The sequence below is a fragment of the Nakamurella alba genome (genome assembly GCF_009707545.1).
Lineage (GTDB): Bacteria > Actinomycetota > Actinomycetes > Mycobacteriales > Nakamurellaceae > Nakamurella > Nakamurella alba.
Genome location: NZ_WLYK01000009.1, coordinates 78,830 through 96,803 on the forward strand (window position 1 = coordinate 78,830; position 17,974 = coordinate 96,803).

16 protein-coding genes are annotated in these 17,974 nt (G+C 71.5%); 5 read left to right on the forward strand and 11 right to left on the reverse strand.

Features of this window, described 5'->3' with window-relative positions; translation table 11 throughout:
• Positions 1-33: 33 nt before the first annotated feature.
• From GIS00_RS20430 to GIS00_RS20480, 11 genes are all read right to left on the reverse strand, one after another.
• On the reverse strand, positions 34-804 hold the full coding sequence (locus tag GIS00_RS20430; RefSeq protein WP_154770325.1) for an SDR family NAD(P)-dependent oxidoreductase: 771 nt from the start codon (positions 802-804) through the stop codon (positions 34-36).
• Positions 801-1,667: an amidohydrolase family protein gene (locus tag GIS00_RS20435; protein WP_154770326.1), complete on the reverse strand. Its 867-nt coding sequence runs from the start codon at positions 1,665-1,667 to the stop codon at positions 801-803. Before GIS00_RS20435 ends, GIS00_RS20430 begins: the two co-directional genes overlap by 4 nt.
• On the reverse strand, positions 1,664-2,668 hold the full coding sequence (locus tag GIS00_RS29105; RefSeq protein WP_154770327.1) for an acyl-CoA dehydrogenase family protein: 1,005 nt from the start codon (positions 2,666-2,668) through the stop codon (positions 1,664-1,666). The genes GIS00_RS20435 and GIS00_RS29105 overlap by 4 nt, the downstream gene beginning before the upstream one ends.
• Complete coding sequence (locus tag GIS00_RS20445; RefSeq protein ID WP_154770328.1) at positions 2,665-3,819, reverse strand: acyl-CoA dehydrogenase family protein; 1,155 nt, start codon at positions 3,817-3,819, stop codon at positions 2,665-2,667. The genes GIS00_RS29105 and GIS00_RS20445 overlap by 4 nt, the downstream gene beginning before the upstream one ends.
• A 26-nt stretch (positions 3,820-3,845) precedes the next feature.
• Complete coding sequence (locus tag GIS00_RS20450) at positions 3,846-4,811, reverse strand: acyl-CoA dehydrogenase family protein (protein ID WP_154770329.1); 966 nt, start codon at positions 4,809-4,811, stop codon at positions 3,846-3,848.
• Entirely contained in the window at positions 4,808-5,974 is a 1,167-nt protein-coding gene (locus tag GIS00_RS20455) for an acyl-CoA dehydrogenase family protein (RefSeq protein WP_322098209.1), read from the reverse strand. The genes GIS00_RS20450 and GIS00_RS20455 overlap by 4 nt, the downstream gene beginning before the upstream one ends.
• A 71-nt stretch (positions 5,975-6,045) precedes the next feature.
• Complete coding sequence (locus GIS00_RS20460; RefSeq protein WP_154770330.1) at positions 6,046-6,813, reverse strand: ATP-binding cassette domain-containing protein; 768 nt, start codon at positions 6,811-6,813, stop codon at positions 6,046-6,048.
• Positions 6,810-8,654, reverse strand: coding sequence for a branched-chain amino acid ABC transporter ATP-binding protein/permease (locus GIS00_RS20465; RefSeq protein ID WP_154770331.1), 1,845 nt, complete (start codon positions 8,652-8,654; stop codon positions 6,810-6,812). The genes GIS00_RS20460 and GIS00_RS20465 overlap by 4 nt, the downstream gene beginning before the upstream one ends.
• On the reverse strand, positions 8,651-9,514 hold the full coding sequence (locus tag GIS00_RS20470; RefSeq protein ID WP_196073388.1) for a branched-chain amino acid ABC transporter permease: 864 nt from the start codon (positions 9,512-9,514) through the stop codon (positions 8,651-8,653). The genes GIS00_RS20465 and GIS00_RS20470 overlap by 4 nt, the downstream gene beginning before the upstream one ends.
• Positions 9,515-9,525: 11 nt before the next feature.
• Positions 9,526-10,764, reverse strand: coding sequence for an ABC transporter substrate-binding protein (locus tag GIS00_RS20475; protein WP_196073389.1), 1,239 nt, complete (start codon positions 10,762-10,764; stop codon positions 9,526-9,528).
• A 207-nt stretch (positions 10,765-10,971) separates the two neighbouring features.
• A complete protein-coding gene (locus tag GIS00_RS20480; RefSeq protein WP_154770334.1) occupies positions 10,972-12,561 on the reverse strand; it encodes an AMP-binding protein in 1,590 nt (529 codons plus the stop codon).
• A 159-nt stretch (positions 12,562-12,720) separates the two neighbouring features.
• Here GIS00_RS20480 and GIS00_RS20485 point away from each other — a divergent pair, with 159 nt between their 5' ends.
• From GIS00_RS20485 to GIS00_RS20505, 5 genes are all read left to right on the forward strand, one after another.
• Positions 12,721-13,551, forward strand: a complete 831-nt coding sequence (locus GIS00_RS20485; RefSeq protein WP_154770335.1) for an SDR family NAD(P)-dependent oxidoreductase — start codon at positions 12,721-12,723, stop codon at positions 13,549-13,551.
• Positions 13,552-13,627: 76 nt separating this feature from the next.
• Positions 13,628-14,614, forward strand: coding sequence for an NAD(P)H-dependent flavin oxidoreductase (locus GIS00_RS20490; protein ID WP_407666895.1), 987 nt, complete (start codon positions 13,628-13,630; stop codon positions 14,612-14,614).
• Positions 14,611-16,071 (forward strand): NAD-dependent succinate-semialdehyde dehydrogenase, encoded by a 1,461-nt coding sequence (locus tag GIS00_RS20495; RefSeq protein ID WP_154770336.1) that lies wholly within the window; start codon positions 14,611-14,613, stop codon positions 16,069-16,071. Before GIS00_RS20490 ends, GIS00_RS20495 begins: the two co-directional genes overlap by 4 nt.
• Positions 16,068-16,784, forward strand: a complete 717-nt coding sequence (locus GIS00_RS20500) for an SDR family NAD(P)-dependent oxidoreductase (protein WP_154770337.1) — start codon at positions 16,068-16,070, stop codon at positions 16,782-16,784. Before GIS00_RS20495 ends, GIS00_RS20500 begins: the two co-directional genes overlap by 4 nt.
• A gap of 36 nt (positions 16,785-16,820) precedes the next feature.
• On the forward strand, positions 16,821-17,918 hold the full coding sequence (locus tag GIS00_RS20505; protein ID WP_154770338.1) for a zinc-binding dehydrogenase: 1,098 nt from the start codon (positions 16,821-16,823) through the stop codon (positions 17,916-17,918).
• Positions 17,919-17,974 lie beyond the last annotated feature (56 nt).

The following is a 17,974-nucleotide window of genomic DNA, read 5'->3' on the forward strand; positions in this document are numbered from 1 at the left end:
AGCCTTCGACCGCCTGACACGGTCGGTGCGCCGTCAGTGCGCCGTCCAACCGCCGTCGACATGCAGGACCTGGCCGGTGATGTACGCCCCGGCGTCACCGGCGAGCAGCAGCAGCACCCCGTCGAAGTCGTCGACGGCGCCGTGCCGTGGCAGCAGGGTGTTCGACAGGATCCAGTCGTGGATCTTCGGCACCGCGATGACCGGCGAGGTCATCTCGGTCTCGATGAAACCCGGTGCGATGGCATTGATCCGGATGCCGAAGCGGCTCCACTGCGCGGCCCACTCCCGGGTGATGGCGTTCAGGCCGCCCTTCGACGCCGCGTAGACGGCCTGCGGCAGCCGGCCGATGCCGACCCCGGCCACCATGGACGACACGTTGATCACCGACCCGCTGCCGCGCTCCTTCATGTGCGGGAACACCCGCTGCACCATCAGTATCGGTGCGACGAGGTTCACCCCCAGGGTCGTCGTGATGTCGTCCAGGGACTCGTCCTCGGCGCGGATCCCGCCGGCGATGTAGGCCGCGTTGTTGACCAGGACGTCCACCGAGCCCAACCGCTCCATCGCGGTGTCCACCGCCGCCACCGCTGCTGCCGGGTCGGAGAGATCGGCCGGCACCGCGATCGCCCGCGGACCGAGTTCGTCGACCAGCTCGTCCAACAGCGCAGCGCGCCGGGCCACGAGCGCAACCGTCGCGCCGGCGCCGACGAGGACGTGGGCGAACCGGCGGCCGATGCCCGCGGTCGCGCCGGTGAGCACCACCGTCCGGCCCTCGAGGGAGAACTTCCCGATCGCCCCGGTCATGCCGCTCCCGCCCCGGTGACGCCGAACCGCTGCAGGTCGAAAGCGCGGATCGCGTTGCCGTGCAGGAACTTCGCCCGGACCTCCAACGTCAGCGCCAGATCGTCCACCTGCCGCAGCGGCAGGTCGAAGTCCAGCAGCGGCCAGTCGGTGGCGAACAGGCACTTGTCCTGCCCGTAGCTGGCCAGGAACTTCCGGAAGCCCGGTTCGAAGTGCTTGGGCAACCGGGCGGAGGTGTCGATGTAGACGTTCTCGTGCTTCCACGCCACGTGGATCATCTCCTCGACCCACGGCGATCCCACATGTCCGCAGACGATCCGCAGGTCGGGGAAATCCAGTGCCACGTCGTCGATGTGCAGCGGCTGGCCGGAGCGGGAGGGGAACAGCGGACCGGTCCCGCCGACCTGCGTCTGCAGGGTGATCCCCAGTTCCTCGCACTTGGCGTACAGCGGGTAGAAGATGCGGTCCGTCGGATCCCGCCAGAGGTAGAACGGCTCGAGCTTGAACCCGCACACCGGGTAGTCCCGGACGTAGGCCTCGAGTTCCCGCACCGCCTTCATGATCCCGTCCGTGGGATCGCACCAGACGACGCCGAGGAACTTGCCCGGGCGGGCCTCGAGCGCGGCGAACACCTCGCCGATCGGTGTGGCGGGGCCGCCTGACATCAGCGCGAGATCGACGTCGGAACGGTCGAACCGCTCGAGCATCTCGGCCATGGGGATGCCGCCCTCGAGCTCGCTGTTGCGGTAGCGGCGCAGCACGTTGAGCGTCCGCTCCGGAAGGGCTGCGGCCACGGTGGGCGTCCACGGCTGCGCCCATGCGTCGATCACCCGGACCGTGCCCGGTACGGCGGAGGTGGTGCTCATCGGTGTCCTCCCTGGGCGGCGGCAACCCTGCCGCCGTGGTCGAAGTCGGCGGACCGGATGATGCCACCCGCATCCTGCAGGCACGTCGCCACCCGGGCGGCGAGCAGCTCGGGATCACCGTGCAGTCCGTCGTGCAGCAGTGCGGAGCGGGCCAGGGCACCGAGGCCGAACTCCTCGGTGTAGGCCATGCCGCCGCAGACCTGCAGTGCGGCGGCGGTCGTGGTCCGGGCGGCGACGGCCGCCTGGTGGGCCGCGACGGCGACGGCGATCGGGGTGGTGCCGGACCAGGCCTGGGAGGCTGCGGCACCGGCCGAGGTGATCGCGACGTGCGCATCCACCAACCGGTGCTGCACCGCCTGGTAGCTGCCGATCGACCGGCCGAACTGGTACCGGTCCCGGACGTGCGCGAGCGCGAGGTCCAGCGCCGCGGCGGCGAGGCCGATGCGCTCGTGGGCCACGGCGAGGCGTACCAGCAGGCCCGCGCGTCCCACGTCGTCATCGGTTCCGGAACCCTCTGCACCGTCGGAGGTGTGGACCGGGCCGGTGATCCGGAACATGGCCGCCCGCGGGTCGATGCCGGTCGTCGGGGACACCTCCAGGTGGGCGGCACCGACCCCGACCAGTACCGCACCGGATCCTGCCGCCCGGTGGTCGACCACCAGCAGGTGGGTGGCAGGCCTTTCCGCGCCGCGCCGGACGGCGTCGACCACGGCCCCGGCGGGCCCGGGCGACACCCGGCCGGACAGCACGGTCACCGCGGCATCGGCTCCCAGGCGGCCGGCGAGGACATGGGTCGCCAGCAGCGAGGCGCCGGCCGTCACCGCCGCCGCGGCGCCGGCCGCCTCCTGCAGCGCGCCCACTGCGAGAGCCGTTTCCTCCTCGAGGATGTCGGGCCAACCCGCGGTGATCAACGTCTCCGCCGACAGGCCGGCCGCGGCACTGTCGGCGACCAGGGCGCGGCACAGTTCGCGCACCGATTCCCGGAGTTCGGTGTCCGTCACGCCGACCTCCCCAGTCCCAGCACCCGTTCCGCCACGATGTTCCGTTGCACCTCGGCCGCGCCGCCGTAGACCGTCGCGGCCCGGCTGTAGAACCACTCGCCGCGCCGGTGTGCGTCCTCGGTGGTCCCGCCCAGCACGAAGTCCGGCCCGGCCAGCCGGCGCACCGCGTCCTGGACGAGATGTTCGGTGCGGCCCAGCATCAGCTTGTCGATCGACACCTCCGGACCGAGCACGGTGCCGGCGGCCAGCGCCTCGACGGTGGCGAGTGCCCGGGAGCGCAGCGCGGACAGCGCCGAGTAGGCCTCCCCCACCGCCGCGGCCGACACCGGTTCGAGCCCGTCACCGACGCCGGCGAGGGCACGGCCGAGCATCGCGTGCATGAGTGCCTGCCGCTGCCACGCCCACATGCCGCGCTCGAACTGCAGCATGTGCATCGCGATCGCCCAGCCCTGCCCCGGCTCGCCGATCAGGTGGTCGGCCGGGACCTCGACCCCGTCGAAGAAGACCTCGGAGAACTCCGGCTCGCCGGTCACGCTGTCCAGCGGCCGCGCGGTGACGCCGGGGGTCGTCATCGGGACCCACACCAGCGCGAGGCCGCGGTGCCGCGGGGTCGTGTCGGAGGTACGGGCGAGCACGGCGCAGTGCGTCGCCCGGTGCCCCAGCGACGTCCAGATCTTGTGACCGGTGACCTTCCATCCGACCTCCGACCGCTCGGCCCGGGTCCGCAGCGAGGCCAGGTCGCTGCCCGCCTCCGTCTCCGAGAATCCCTGGCACCACAGCTCTTCCCCGGCCAGCAGGGCCGGCAGGTGGCGCCTGGCCAGCGCCGGTGCGTAGGAGGTGAGCGCCGCGCCGACCACCTCCAGCGCCGCGGCCGACTCCGGCAGCACCAGGCCGGCGGCGACCAGCCCGTCGTACAGGACCGCCCGGTGCACGGCAGTTCCGCCGCGACCGCCGGCATCCACCGGCCAACCGTCGAGTGCCACACCGAGCGCCGACAACCGGCCCCAGAGCTGCGACCCGCGGTCCACGCGCTCGTCCAGGGTGTCGGCCGGGTCCGCACGCCCGACGGCGAGATCCTCGCGGTGGTCGTCCAGCCACGCCCGCAGCGTCGCGGAGCCGGCCAGCGGCGAGCCCGGCGGCAGTTCACTCATCGGTGCACCCTCGTGTTCCCCTGCCGTCACGCCGCGTCGAAGTCCGAAAACGGACCGTCCAGCCCGATCGACGTCGCCAGCACGGTCAGCCTGCGCACCGTCTGCGACTGCCCCTCGGGCAGCCGCCGGACGGCCTGACTGGCCCGGGACAGCCACGAGACGTCGGTCTCGTCGCAGAATCCCATGGCGCCGTGCAACTGGTGTGCGCCACGCAGCACGACATCGGCGGCTTCCAGGGCCGCGACCCGCAGGGCCAGCGCATCGGCCAGCCGCACCGCCGGAGCGGACCCACTCCGGGACCGGGCCGGGGACCGGGATTGCGACCACAGCGTGTACTTCGCCAGCTCCTCGAGACCGTTGACCGCGACGGTCATGTCGGCGAGCCGGAACCCCACGGTCTGGAAGTGCTGCAGCAGGTGCCCGAACTGCTCCCGTTCACCGGTGTAGCGGCGGGTGTCCGACAGCGCCCGGTCCAGCAGACCGAGCAGCCACCACGACTGCAGCGTCACCAGGAGCGCGGCAGCGGCGGGATCGGGGTCGCCGTCCGCACCGACACCGACGGCGTGCACGAAGGCGCCCAGCGGTCCGCCCAGCACCTCGGTCGTCGGGGTCACCGACGCCGTGGTGCCGTCCAGGCGGACCCCGGTCCAGCCCAGCGGCACGTCCACGTGGGCGGCGAAGGCGGCTCCGGTCCCGGGCAGCGGGGTGAGTGCCCGGGTGCCGTTGCCCGCGAGCCGCTCCGCGACCGGATACGGCAGGGCCACCCAGCCGGCCGCCCGGCAGACGGCGGCAGCCGCCTCGGTCTCGGCCTCGTCGCTGCCGGGCCGCAGGTCCCACACCCCGAGGCCGGCCAGCGCCTCGTCGATCGGCCCGATCCGCCCGGCCGGTGCGCGGACCGCCGCCCGCAGCAGGTCCAGGCCGCCGAGCGCCTCGAGTGCCCCTGCCGTCACCTCGCCGAACTCCAGCGCCTCGGCGGACATGTTGCCGTTCATCGTCGGATCAGACTCCTTGCCAGGTGCTGCTTCTGCATCTCGAGGGTGCCCGAGGCGACGGTGGACGCCTGGGCGTAGCGCCAGTGGTCCTCGACCGCCCGATCGAACAGGGTGCGGCCGGACCCGCCTTCCGTCTCGGTGCCGGCCAGCCCGGAGGCGCCGCAGATGTCCATCAGCACCTCCGCCACCTCCTGGTCCAGGGTGGTCACGGCGATCCGGTACGCGGCCGCATCGGCCGGGTCGAGGCCGCCGCGGACCTGGTGGTCGACCACCTTGTAGGCCAGCAGGCGTGCGGCGCGGGTGTGCACCAGGGCGCGGGTCCACCGGTCCAGCAGCGCCGGGGGCAGGTCGTCCCAGCCGTCCCCGAGGGCGATGGGCGCCCAGGTGAGCAGCCGTTCGCACCGCGCGTACCGGGCGATGCCGACCCGTTCGAAGGCCAGTACGTCCGAGATGATGTCCCAGCCTCCCCCCACCGTGCCCAGCACGGCCGCGTCGGGGGCCCAGGCCTCGGTGAAGAACACCTCGTTGAGGTGGTGGTTGCCGAGCATGCTGGGCACCGCCCTGGCCTCGATCCCCGGCTGGTCCATCTCGACCAGGAACACGGTGATCCCGTCCTTGCGGCCGCCGGCCGGTCCGGTCCGGGCCAGCAGGAAGCACCACTGTGCCATCCGGGCGTACGACGTCCAGATCTTCTGGCCGGTGATCCGCCAGCCACCGTCCACCTTGACCGCTGCGGTCCGCAGGGCCGGTAGGTCGGATCCGGCACCCGGTTCGCTGAAACCCTGGCACCAGATCACGTCACCGGCGGCGATCGGCGGGAGGAACTTCTCGTGCTGGGCCCGGGTGCCGTGCCGCATGATCACCGGCCCCACCCAATTGATCCCCATGTACTGCGCGCCCCGGGGTTCGTGGACGGCCCACATCTCCTCGCGCAGCGCGGTCTGCTCCCAGCTGCTCGCGCCGGCACCGCCGAACTCCGGTGGCCAGGACATGGCGAGCAGCCGTTCGGTGCCGAGCACCTTGCAGAACCGTTCGGTGGTCGCCAGGTCTGCCGGGTCGTCGGTGAACGCACCGAGGAACTCCGGCGGGATCTCACGGGAGATGATGCGGCGCAACCGGTTCCGGAGGTCGGTGACCTCCGTGGATTCGGAAAAGTCGAGCACAGGTGTCTCCTGGTGTCGCGACGGCCGTCCCGGCCGTGCGGATGTGCGTGGCGTGCTGCTGGTACCGGCGGTCAGTCGTCCGCGGTCGTGGTGGGCTGCATGAGTTCCTCCAGGGCCGCGGCGTCCAGCGATCCGGGGTCGGCGGTCAGCGCGAGCCGGCCTTCCTCGACCACCAGGACCTGCTCGGCGATCCCCGAGAGCACGTCGTCCATCTGCTCCTCGACGAGCACGACCGCGAGGCCCTCGGCGGCGAGCGCGGCGAGGGCGGCGTGCACCTCGTCGACCATGATCGGCGCGAGACCGGACGAGGGTTCGTCGACGAGCAGCACCGACGGGCGGGCCGCGATGGCCTGGGCGATCGCCAGGATCTGCTGCTGGCCGCCGCTGAGCGACCCCGCCGGTTCCCGCAGCCGGTCCGCGAGAACAGGGAACCTGTCGAGGATCCCGGCGATGACAGCCGGTCGCTCGCCGCGCGGCAGCCTCGACCCCTGCACACCGAGCACCAGGTTCTCCTGGACGCTCAGACCGCGGAACACCTGCTTCCCGCGCACGAGGCCCAGTCCGTGGCGCACCCGCCGGTGGGCAGGCCAGGTCGTGACATCCGTGCCGCCCAGCAGCACCGACCCGCCGGCGGCGGGCAGCAGGCCGGCCACACCGGCCAGCAACGTCGACTTCCCGGCCCCGTTGCGGCCGACGACCGCGAGCACCCGGCCGGCCGTCGCGGTCAGCGAGATGTCCCAGACGGCGATCAGGTCGCCGTAGCCGACCTTCAGCGAGGTGACCGTGAGAGCTGTTGCCGTGTCCATGGTCCCGGTTCCCTCGTTCCTGGCGGTGCTCATGACTCCGGGACCGACCTCTCCAGCAGGGTCGACGCCCGCGCACCGAGGTAGGACGAGATGACCTCGGGGTCGGAGGCGACCTCCTCGGGTGTGCCGGCCGCGATCATCCGGCCGAGCCGCATCACGCAGATCTTCTCGGCGAGGTCGAAGACGAACCGCACGTTGTGCTCGACGATGACCACCGTGGCGCCGGCATCCCGGGCGCGCAGCATCAATCGGGAGAGCTCCGCCAGCCCGTCCTCGTCGAGCCCGGCCGCGGGCTCGTCCAGCAGGATCACCCCGGGTGCCGCCGCGACGGCCCGGACCACCTCGAGCAGCCGCCGCACACCCAGCGGCAGTTTGCCCGCAGTGCGGTCGGCGATCCCGGTGAGACCGGCGAACTCCAGGGCCTGCTGGCCGGCGAGGTGGTCCTGCCGGCGGATCCGCCAGGCGGACGGCAGCCGCAGCATGGTGGCCAGGGTGCCGGGTCCGCGCACCCACAGCCGGCCGCTCTCGGCGATCTCCCGGACGGTCATGTCCTCCGGGATCACCGGGGTTTGGAACGTCCGGCTGACACCGGATCTCGCCACCTGGTACGGCGACAGGCCGGACACGGTGGTGTCCCCGACCTCGATCTCACCGGCCTCCGGACGGACGAACCCCGAGATCGCGTTCAGCAGCGTCGTCTTGCCCGCACCGTTCGGCCCGATCACCGCGGTGATGGTGCCGGGCTCGGCCACGAAGTCCACCTCGTCCAGTGCCCGGATGCCGCCGAAGGAACGGCTGAGCCCACGGGTCCGGATCCGCTGTCCCGGGATCCGCAACCCACCCGACGCCCCGGATCCGACTGCCGCGACGGGGGTGTCGTGCTGCTCGTCCTGCCGGCTCCGGCCCAGTCGGCGCAACACCCAGGCCCAGAGGATCCGGAACAGCTCGGCCAGCCCGCCGCGGAACAGGACACCCACCACGATCAGGAAGATGCCGTAGACGACTGTCGAGTACAGCTCGAAGCCGGAGGCCTGGAGCGGTCCGAGGACCAGCAGGGCGGCGCCGGCGAAGGCGCCGTAGATGCTGTTCGACCCACCGACCACCGAGGCGGCGAGGATGGTGATGCCGAGGTTCAGGTTGAACGCGTCCGGCGAGATGAAGCCGTTCAGGTACGCGTAGATCGCGCCGGCGGCGCCGGCGGGCACACTGCCGAGCACGTAGACCCGCATGCGGAGCCGGTACGTCGGCAGCCCCAGGGACGATGCCAGGGCCGGGCTCTCCCGCATCACCCGGAAGGACACCCCGTGCCGCGACAGCACCAGGTTGCGCATCAGCACCAGCCAGATCAACGCCACCATCAGGGCTGTCACGTAGAAGCCGGTGAAGCCGACGGGGATGCCGAGCAGCGTCGGCCCGGAGATCCCGGACAGGCCGAGCAGCCCCCCGGTGACCCCTTCGGTCATGGTGATGACCACCGGGATCAGCAGCACCAGGAAGAAGGAGACGATCGCCAGTGACCAGCGGCTCAGCCGCAGTCCCGCGGCGCCGGAGATCAGCCCGACCACCGCTGCCGCCACCATCCCGGCCAGCACGGCGACGGTGAGCTCGGTGACGCCGTGCTGGGCGAGGATGCCGGTCACGTAGGCCCCGGCCGCGAACATGGCGACCTGGCCGAGGGCCAGCTCCCCGCCGTAGCCGAGGCTGAGGTTCAGGCCGGACACCACCAGCGTGTAGATACCGATGAGGATCAGCTGACGCTGGTCGTACTGACCGAGCGCGGCCAGCGGCACGATCACCAGGACGGCGGCGACCAGCAGCGGGAAGGCCCACCCGTAGGGCAGCGGTCGGGGGACGGAGTTCTTCGAGAGGCTCACAGCAGACGCAACTTCCGGTCGCCGAACAGGCCGGTCGGACGCGCGACCAGCACCACGATCAACAGCACGAACACGGCGAGCAGGCCGGCCTGGCCACCGATGTACTGCGCGGCCAGTGCCTGCACGATGCCGGTGAGCAGTCCGCCGATGAGGGCACCGACGAAGCTGCCCATCCCGCCGACCGCGGCGGCCACGAAACCGAGGATCACCAGGGAGTTCCCCAGCTCGACGTTGGCCGACACCAGGGACACCACCAGTGGTCCCAGGGCCATGGAGAACGCCCCGGCCACCACGAACCCGAGCGTGCGCACGCGCTCGACGTCGATCCCGCGGAGGCGGGCGTTCTCCTTGTCCGCCGACACGGCACGGATCGCCATGCCCCAGGTGGTCCGGCGCAGGCCCCATTGCAGCAGCACCGCCACCACAACCGCGAGGATCAGCAGGGTGAGCTCCACCGGGAGGATGCGGCCGCCGAGTATCTCGAGAGCCTCCCGGCCGCCCTCGAACGGGACGTTGCGCGGGGTGGTCCCCCAGATGATCAGCGCCGCACCGGACATCACGACGGACACGCCGACGGTGGTGACGAGTGCGCCGTGCGACGACCCCGATCCGAGCGGCCGGATCGCCGCCTGGTCCTCGAGCAGGCCGAGGAGCCCGCCGATCACCGCGGTGGCGACCAGCAGCACCCAGAGCGGCAGCCCGAGCACGACGCTGCCCTCGAAGGCGAGGAAGGCGCCGATCATCACGAACTGCGGCTGCGCGAAGTTGAAGATGCCAGAGGTGGTCAGCACCATGTTGTAGGCGATGCCGACGAGCGCGTTGATCGCGCCGAGGGCGAGCCCGGACCAGACGACGGTCACAGCGACAACCCTTACTTCCCGAAGCTTCCCGGCACCATGAGGCCGTTCACCCGCTCGCCGGCCTCGAAGATCGCGGAGTCCTCGGGGCTGTACACCGGTGCATGGTTGGTGGCGCTGAACTTGATGTCCTTGGAGACGAACCAGCCCTTGACGTCCGCGGCGGTCTGCAGTTGCTCCATGCCGGCCTTGAACGTGTCGGCGTCGGTGGAGCCGGCCTTCTCCGCACCCGCACGGCCGAGCAGCAGGCACGAGTAGTTGTCGCCGTAGACCTCGGCGGCGAAGGTCAGATCGGTGGTCTGCTTGGCGAGCGCGTCGGCGTAGGTCTTGAACTCCGCGCTCTTGGTGACCGCGGTGTCGGTCACGTTGAGCAGCTGGGTGTTGAGGTCGACGCCCTCGAAATCGCCCGGGTCGGCCAGCTGGCTGAAGTTGTTCACCCCGAAGGTGTCGTTGCCCATCACCGGAACGTCCCAGCCGATCTTGGTGCGCGACTTGAGCATCACGCCGGCGATCGGGCCGAAACCGTCCAGCACCAGGGCATCCGGGTCGTCACCCTGCAGCTGGGTCATCTGCGGGCTCAGGTCCAGCGCGGCCGGATCGGCATCCACCGTGGTCATGGTGATGCCGAGCGCCCCCGACGCCTTGACCGCGGCATCCCGGTTCGAGTGCCCGAGCTCGGTGTCCGGGAACATTCCGGCGACGTTCTTGTACCCCTTCTCCTGCAACGCCGACGCCAGCGCCTCGGCGTTGCGGTCGGAGATCGCCGAGGTGATGAAGTGGTACGGGAACTGCGCCGGGTCGTTCAGCGCGGTGGCGGAGGCCGAGGTGCAGGAGACCACCTTCGACTGGGTGAGGAACGGCAACGTCGGAACCGCCTCGGTGCTCGTCGCCCCGTTCAGCACGTAGTCGTACTTCTTGCCGGAGGTGAGTTCCTTCTGCAGCGCGGCCACGGCCTGCGAAGAGGTGCCGGTGGAGTCGATGTAGGTGGCCGCCACCTGCTTGCCGAGAATGCCGCCCTCGCTGTTGACCTGGTCCACGGAGGCGGCGACGGCCGCACGGTCGGCGGCCCCGATCGAGGACAGGTTGCCGCTGAGCGGCAGCAGCACCAGGTAGTTGAAGGTGTCGCTTCCGGTGCCCCCGCCGCCGTCACCGGAATCGGAGCTGCCGCAGCCCACGGCTCCGGCGGCGAGGGTGAGGGCGGCGAGCGCGCCGGCGAGGGTCCGACGGGTGGTGCTGGATGGCTTCTTTGCCATGGTTGCTCCCATGAGTCGAGGGCGGTGGATGTCATGCGCGGTGGTTGTCGAGCGCGGTGGTGGTTGCTACCGGGATCCCGTGCGCGAACCGGGACGGACGAATGCGGTCAGCAGGAGGCGATGCCGTGGTCCCGGGCGCTGACACCTACCGTAGCGAATATCCTCATCCTTGTATAGATAAGAACTTCAGGTCTCGAGGATTTCTCCTCAGACCTTCAGCATCGCCTTCACGACCTTGCCGCTGGCGTTCAGCGGCAGGGCATCCACCACGACGATGCGGCGCGGCACCTTGAAGTTGGCGAGACGCTCGCGGGACCAGGCGCGGATGCCCTCGGCGACACCGGGGTCGGATCCGGGCAGGTCGCCGAGAACCACGAAGGCGACGGGCACCTCACCCAACCGCTCGTCGGCCATCCCGATGACAGCCGCGGACGCCACGGCGGGGTGCTCGCAGAGTGCGGCCTCCACCTCGGCCGGGTAGACGTTGAACCCGCCCACGATGACCAGGTCCTTGATCCGCCCGGAGACCACGAGGTCGCCGTCCGGCGTCCACCGTCCGAGATCGCCGCTGCGCAGCCCGACCGCCGGGTCCACGGGCACCGGCCGGCCCGTCGCCGGGTCGAGGTAGCCGGCCATGACGTATTGGCCCCGCACGACGATCTCGCCCTCCTCACCCGGACCGACGGGGGTGCCGTCCTCCCGCTCCAGCGTCATGTCCAACCCCGGTACCGGACGTCCGGCCGTGCCGGCCACCACCGCCCGCGGGTCGCCCGCACGCGTCATCGTCCCCAGACCGGTGGCCTCGGTGAACCCGTACGGCACGTGCACCCGTTCGAAACCCAGTACGTCGTACATGTCCTCGATCAGTGCGCCGCGGATGCTGGTGGCACCGACCACCGAGGTGCGGAGCGAGGAGATGTCCCGTCCGGCGAGCGTCGGGCTCGCCATCAGCGACTGGAACACCGTGGGCGGGCCCGGGAAGTAGGTGATGCGCTCCGACTCGATCAGGTCGAGGACCACCTCGGCGTCGAAGACCGGCACCGGGTGGACCGTCGCACCCTGCACCAGTGCGGACAGCAGACCGACCTTGAGCCCGAACGCGTGGAAGAAGGGGTTGCTGACGAGGAACCTGTCGCCGGCGGTGAGGCCGGTGAGACCACTCCACCTCCAGTAGCCGTGCAGCAGCGCCCGGTGCCGGAGCATGGCGCCCTTCGGCCGGCCGGTGGTACCGGAGGTGAAGAGCATGGTGGCGATGTCGTCCGGGCCGACGGCCGCGGCTGCCCCGGCGACATCATCCGCGCTGCAAGCACTGTCGAGGAATGTCCGCATCGAGGTGTCATCGAGGCGGACGATGCGCGGCGCCGGTGCCGCCGGTGCCTCGGCACCGGCGTACAACGCGGTGAGCGACTCCTGGTAGCGATGCCCGAGGAACTCCCCCACGGTGAAGACCAGCCGGCAGTCGGCATCCACGATCATCTGCGCGGCCTCCCGCGCGGTGAATCTGGTGTTCAGCGGCAGCAGCACGCATCCCGACAGGTGCACCCCCAGCGCGGTGACGGCCCAGTCGACGGAGTTCGGCGCCCAGACGGCCACCCTGTCGCCTTTGACGAGCCCGGCGCCGAGGAGACCCCCCGCCACCCGACGGGCCCGGTCGACGTACTCGCGGAAGGTCAGGCGGATGTCACCGCCGACCAGGGCATCCAGGTCGCCGAACACCGCCCGGGAACGGGCGGCCGCCTGCGGAATCGTGTCGATCCCCGGCTCGACCGGGTCCGGGCCGTCGGTGCCGACCTGCATGATGCCTCCTCGTCGCGACGTTGCGACCGAAGTATGTCATGCTTATAAAGATTCGCTCGGCGGCCACACCGTGCATCCGGGATGTCGGGGAGCCGGACACCTGATCCCGCCCCGCCCGAGCCCCCACCGACGCGACCGAGAGGGAAGTCGATGCAGCCGATGACGACCGATGCCCAGGACCACCCGCCGTTGTCCGCCCTGTTGTCCTTGAGCGGGCGGGTCGCGGTGGTCACCGGCGCGGGGCGCGGGATCGGTGCGGCGATCGCCACCCGGTTGGCCGAGGCGGGCGCCGATCTCTTCCTGGCCGATCTGGACGCCGGCGCAGCCGAGGAGACGGCCTCCGGACTGCGGGACAGGTTCGGCGGCCGGGCGGTGGCCGTGCAGCTGGACGTGCGGGACCGCGACGCGGTCCACGACCTGGCCGCCCGCGCCGACGGGACGGACGAACGGCTGCGTATCTGGGTGAACAACGCGGGCATCTACCCTGCCACACCTTTTACCGACATCAGCGCGCAGGAATGGGATCTCGTCCACGACGTGTGCGTCACCGGCACGCTGATCGGGTCGCAGGCCGCAGCCGCGAGGATGCTCGGCCACGACCGCCCCGGCGGTCACGTCATCCTCAACATGAGCTCGGTGGCCGGGCTGCTGGGCCGCCCCCGGATGGCCTCCTACGTCGCCGCCAAACATGCGGTGTCCGGATTGACGCGCGCGATGGCGGTCGAACTGGGCCCGGCCGGCATCCGCGTGCTCGCGATCGCCCCGAGCATGGTGGACACGCCGGGCATGCAGGCGAGACGGACCGGTGGGGACGGCGCCGACGCCGCTGCGCTCGCCGCCGTCGAGGCGGGACTCACCGCGAACATCCCCTTGGGCCGGGTCGCCACCGCGGACGAGATCGCCCGTGTGGCGGTCTGGGCCGTCGGCGACCTCGCCGCCTTCGTCACCGGCGTGGTGCTGCCGGTCGACGGCGGGGTCAGCTCGCACTGACCCCCTGACCGGATCGACACCGTCTCCCGCATCATCACTCTCATCTCCTCGAAGATCAGAACAACGGAGTGCCAGTGTGTTCGTGACACCCTTCACCGAGCTCTTCGGAGTGCAGCACCCGATCGTCTGCGGCGGCATGATGGGGGTCGGCCGGGCCGGCCTGGTCGCCGCCGTCGCCGAGGCCGGGGCGTTGGGATTCCTCAGTGCCCTGACCCAGCCACGTCCGGAGGACCTGGCCGTCGAGATCGAGCGGTGCCGTGCGCTGACGTCACGGCCGTTCGGCGTGAACCTGACCATCCTGCCGACCCGGAACCCGGTGTCCTACGAGGACTACGCCGACGTCATCATCGAAGCCGGCGTGCCCGTGGTGGAGCTGGCAGGCGGCGACCCCGGCCCATGGGTGCCGCGCTTCCACGCAGGCGGGGTGAAGGTCATTCACAAGTGCACCTCGGTCCGTCATGCCGTCAAGGGCGAGCAGGCCGGGGCGGACGCGGTGGCGATCGACGGTTTCGAATGCGCCGGACACCCGGGTGAGGAGGACGTCCCGTCGCTGGTGCTGCTGCCGGCCGCCGCGCGGCGCCTGTCCGTGCCGGTGATCGCCTGCGGCGGCTTCGCCGACGGCGCCGGGGTGGTGGCCGCGCTCGCTCTGGGGGGATCGGCCGTCTGCATGGGCACCCGGTTCCTGGCCACCGAGGAGGCCGCGGTGCACGCCAACGTCAAGCAGCGGATCGTCGACAACACCGAACGGGACACCGTTCTGCTGTTCCGGCAGTGGCGCAACACGGCCCGGGTGGCCAGGAACGCGGTGTCCGAGGAGATCGCCCGGATCGGTGCCCGGCCCGGCGCGACCTTCGACGAGGTCGCGCACCTCGCCTCCGGTGCCCGGGGCAGGGCACGGGTGCTCGGGGACGGTGAGATGGACGACGGCGTCTGGTGGGCCGGCCAGTCGCAGGGCCTGATCGACGACGTCCCGACCTGTCGGGAACTGCTGGACCGGATGATCGCCGAGGCCGGGCAACTGGTCTCCACCAGTCTGCCTGCACTGACCCGGGAGCAGTCATGACGCAGCCCATCGACGCCGCCGCGGCCCTGGACGGCATCCGGACCGACCTGTACATCGACGGCCACTGGCGGTCCACCGCCCGCACCTTTCCGGTGGAGGACCCGGCCAGCGGTGAAACCATCGCCGAGATGGCGGACGCCGGTCCGGCCGATGCCGTCGCGGCACTCGCCGCGGCCACCGGTGCCGGTCCGGGATGGGCCGCCACCGAGCCGCGGGTGCGTGCCGAGATCCTGCGCCGGGCCTTCGATCTGCTGATGTCCGGGGCGGACCGGCTGGCCACGGTGATCTCGCTGGAGATGGGCAAACCGCTGGCCGAGTCCCGCGCCGAGATCGCCTACGGCGCCGAGTTCCTCCGCTGGTTCTCCGAGGAGTCAGTGCGCATCTCGGGCCGGTACTCGGTGGCACCGACCGGCGGCACCCGGCTGCTGACCATGCGCCGGCCCGTTGGTCCGGTGCTGGCGATCACCCCCTGGAACTTCCCGCTGGCCATGGCCACCCGGAAGGTCGGTCCCGCACTGGCGGCCGGGTGCACCGTCGTACTGAAGCCGGCCGCCCAGACCCCGCTGACCGCCGCGTACCTGGTCGCGGTGCTGGAGGAGGCCGGTGTGCCGCCGGGCGTGGTCAACCTGATCCCCACCTCCGGCTCCGCGGCCGCCACCGCACCGGTGCTGGACGATCCGCGGCTGCGCAAACTCACCTTCACCGGATCGACCGAGGTCGGCCGCGCGCTGCTCGGGCAGGCCGCCACCCGCGTGCTGCGTACCTCGATGGAACTGGGCGGCAACGCACCGTTCCTGGTCTTCCCGGATGCCGACCTCGAGAAGACCCTGGACGGAGCCGTTCTCGCCAAGATGCGCAACACCGGACAGGCCTGCACCGCGGCGAACCGGTTCCTCGTGCACGAATCCGTGGCCCCGGCGTTCGCGGACGGCCTGGCCCGGCAGCTCGGGGCCCTACGGATCGGACCCGGGACCGAGCCTGCGACACAGGTCGGCCCGCTGATCGACGGGAAGGCCGTCGCCGCGATGGAACGCCTGGTGGCGCAGGCGATCGACGACGGCGCCCGCCCGCTGACCGGGGGCGAGCGGTGGGGGCGGCAGGGGCACTTCTACGCGCCGACCGTGCTGGTGGACGTCCCTCCGGGATCGGCGCTGCTGCGCGAGGAGATCTTCGGGCCGATCGCCCCGGTCACGACGTTCGCCTCGGACGAGGAGGCGGTCCGGCTCGCCAACGACACCAGCTACGGCCTGGTCGGATACGTCTTCACCCGGGACCTTTCCCGGGCCATCAACGTGTCCGAGCAACTGGAGACCGGCATGATCGGGCTCAACCAGGGCATCGTCTCGAATCCGGCCGCACCGTTCGGCGGCGTGAAGGAGTCCGGCCTGGGCCGCGAGGGCGGCCCGGAGGGCATCGACGAGTACCTGGAGACCACCTACCTCGGGATCGCGCTGTGACTGCGTCGGTCGCCGTCGTCACCGGCGCCGCTTCCGGCATCGGTGCCTGCGTCGCCGACGTCCTTCGTGCCGACGGCTGGCGGCTGTCCCTTGCCGACCTCTCGCCGATGCCGGAAGGCACGGCGGATCCGACGGATCTGACGACCGCGACGGACATCTCGTCGGCGGCGGACGTGGAGTCACTGTTCGCGTCGACCCTGCGCCGGTTCGGCCGGATCGACGCCGTGGTGAACGTCGCCGGCATCACCCTGGCCGGCGATGTGCTGGTGGAGGACCTGGACGAGGAGACCTTCGACCGGGTGATCGGCGTGAATCTGCGGGGCACGTTCCTGATGTGCCGGGCCGCGGTCCGCACCCTGCGCGGGTCCGGCGGCGCCATTGTCAACATCGGGTCCACGGCATCCGTGGTGGGGATCGGCGGCACCGCGTACGTCACCTCGAAGTCCGGCGTGGCCGGGCTCTCCCGGGCGATCGCCTACCAGTATGCGGACCGCGGGATCCGTTGCAACACCGTCGCTCCCGGCGCCACCGACACCCCGATGATCCGGACCTCGCTGGCGAAGGGTGCAGCGGCGGTCGACCGACCGGGCTGTCTGCCCGGCATGGCCCGGCCGCAGGACGTCGCCGAGCTGGTGCGGTTCCTGGTCTCCGACGCCGGGCGCTTCGTCACCGGCGCCGTCTACACCATGGACGGCGGTCTGACCCAGCACTGATCGGTCCACCTCCCCCGTCGAGCACAGGAGTCCCAGGTGCCGGACACCTACCGTCGCGCCGTCTTCACCGGTGCCGGGCATCCCATCGAGTGGCGCCGGCAGCCGCTGCCCCGGCCGGCCGAACATGAACTGGTGGTCGGTGTCGAACTCGCCGGGATCTGCGGGACCGACGTGCACCGGCTCGCCGGGGACGTCCCGACGGACGGTCCCGTCGCCTTCGGCCATGAAGCCGTCGGTCGGGTGCTCGAGATCGGGGACGGAGCCGGCACCGACCGGTCGGGTCGCCGGATCCGGGTCGGCGATCGTGTCCTCTGGAACCCGGTGCCGGCGTGCGGCAGGTGCCGCGCCTGCACGGTGGAGCGGACGCCGGTCCGCTGCACCCGCGCGCGCTGGCCGGCGCCTGCGGATCAGCACTCGGCGGCCGGGTTCCAGGAGGTCGCGCTGCTCGGTCCCGATCACGAGTTCCACGTGCTACCCGACGATGTCGAGGAAGCCGCGGCGGTCGCCCTGGGGTGCGCCCTGCCGACCGCCATCGGCGGGTTCGGGCGGTTGGGCGGCATCGCCGAACAGGACGTGGTCGTCGTGCAGGGCTCCGGACCGGTCGGGCTGGCGTCGACGGTGCTCGCCGCACAGAGCCCGGCCACCCGGATCGTGGTGATCGGCACCGGTGATGCCCGGCTGCGAGCGGCGCGTGATCTCGGGGCAACCGCGACGATCGATCTCGTCGGCACCGACGCCGGACAGCGGGCCCGGACGCTCCTGTCCCTGACCGGTGGGCGTGGTGCCGACGTGCTGATCGAGGCGGCCGGACGTCCCGGGGCGTTCGTCGAAGGTCTGGATCTGCTGGCCGCGGGCGGCCGATACCTCCTGATGGGACTGTTCTCGGGGACCGCGCCGGCCACCGTCGACGCGGTCCGGTGGGTGAACCGCAGCCAGCACCTGATCGGCAGCCTGGGATCGCCGACCGGCAGCTTCGGTGCCGCAGTGTCGGTGGTGCAACGGCTGTCGCAGCGCTACGACCCGGGGCGGCTGGTGTCGAGCGTGTTCCCGCTCGCCGATCTCGAGACGGCGATCGCGCACGCGGCCGGCGGCACCGCGATCAAGACGGCGGTCTCCGCAGGGCCGTGGACCTGACCGGCCAACTCGTTTCGTAGGGTGGCCACGGCGCCCCGGGTGGGGTCGAGTGCCAC

Coding starts and splice junctions, on each gene's coding strand:
- GIS00_RS20430 (WP_154770325.1), bottom strand. CDS start 804: ATGACCGGGGCGATCGGGAAGTTCTCCCTCGAGGGCCGGACGGTGGTG.
- GIS00_RS20435 (WP_154770326.1), bottom strand. CDS start 1,667: ATGAGCACCACCTCCGCCGTACCGGGCACGGTCCGGGTGATCGACGCA.
- GIS00_RS20445 (WP_154770328.1), bottom strand. CDS start 3,819: ATGAGTGAACTGCCGCCGGGCTCGCCGCTGGCCGGCTCCGCGACGCTG.
- GIS00_RS20450 (WP_154770329.1), bottom strand. CDS start 4,811: ATGAACGGCAACATGTCCGCCGAGGCGCTGGAGTTCGGCGAGGTGACG.
- GIS00_RS20460 (WP_154770330.1), bottom strand. CDS start 6,813: ATGAGCACCGCCAGGAACGAGGGAACCGGGACCATGGACACGGCAACA.
- GIS00_RS20475 (WP_196073389.1), bottom strand. CDS start 10,764: ATGGCAAAGAAGCCATCCAGCACCACCCGTCGGACCCTCGCCGGCGCG.
- GIS00_RS20480 (WP_154770334.1), bottom strand. CDS start 12,561: ATGCAGGTCGGCACCGACGGCCCGGACCCGGTCGAGCCGGGGATCGAC.
- GIS00_RS20485 (WP_154770335.1), top strand. CDS start 12,721: ATGACGACCGATGCCCAGGACCACCCGCCGTTGTCCGCCCTGTTGTCC.
- GIS00_RS20495 (WP_154770336.1), top strand. CDS start 14,611: ATGACGCAGCCCATCGACGCCGCCGCGGCCCTGGACGGCATCCGGACC.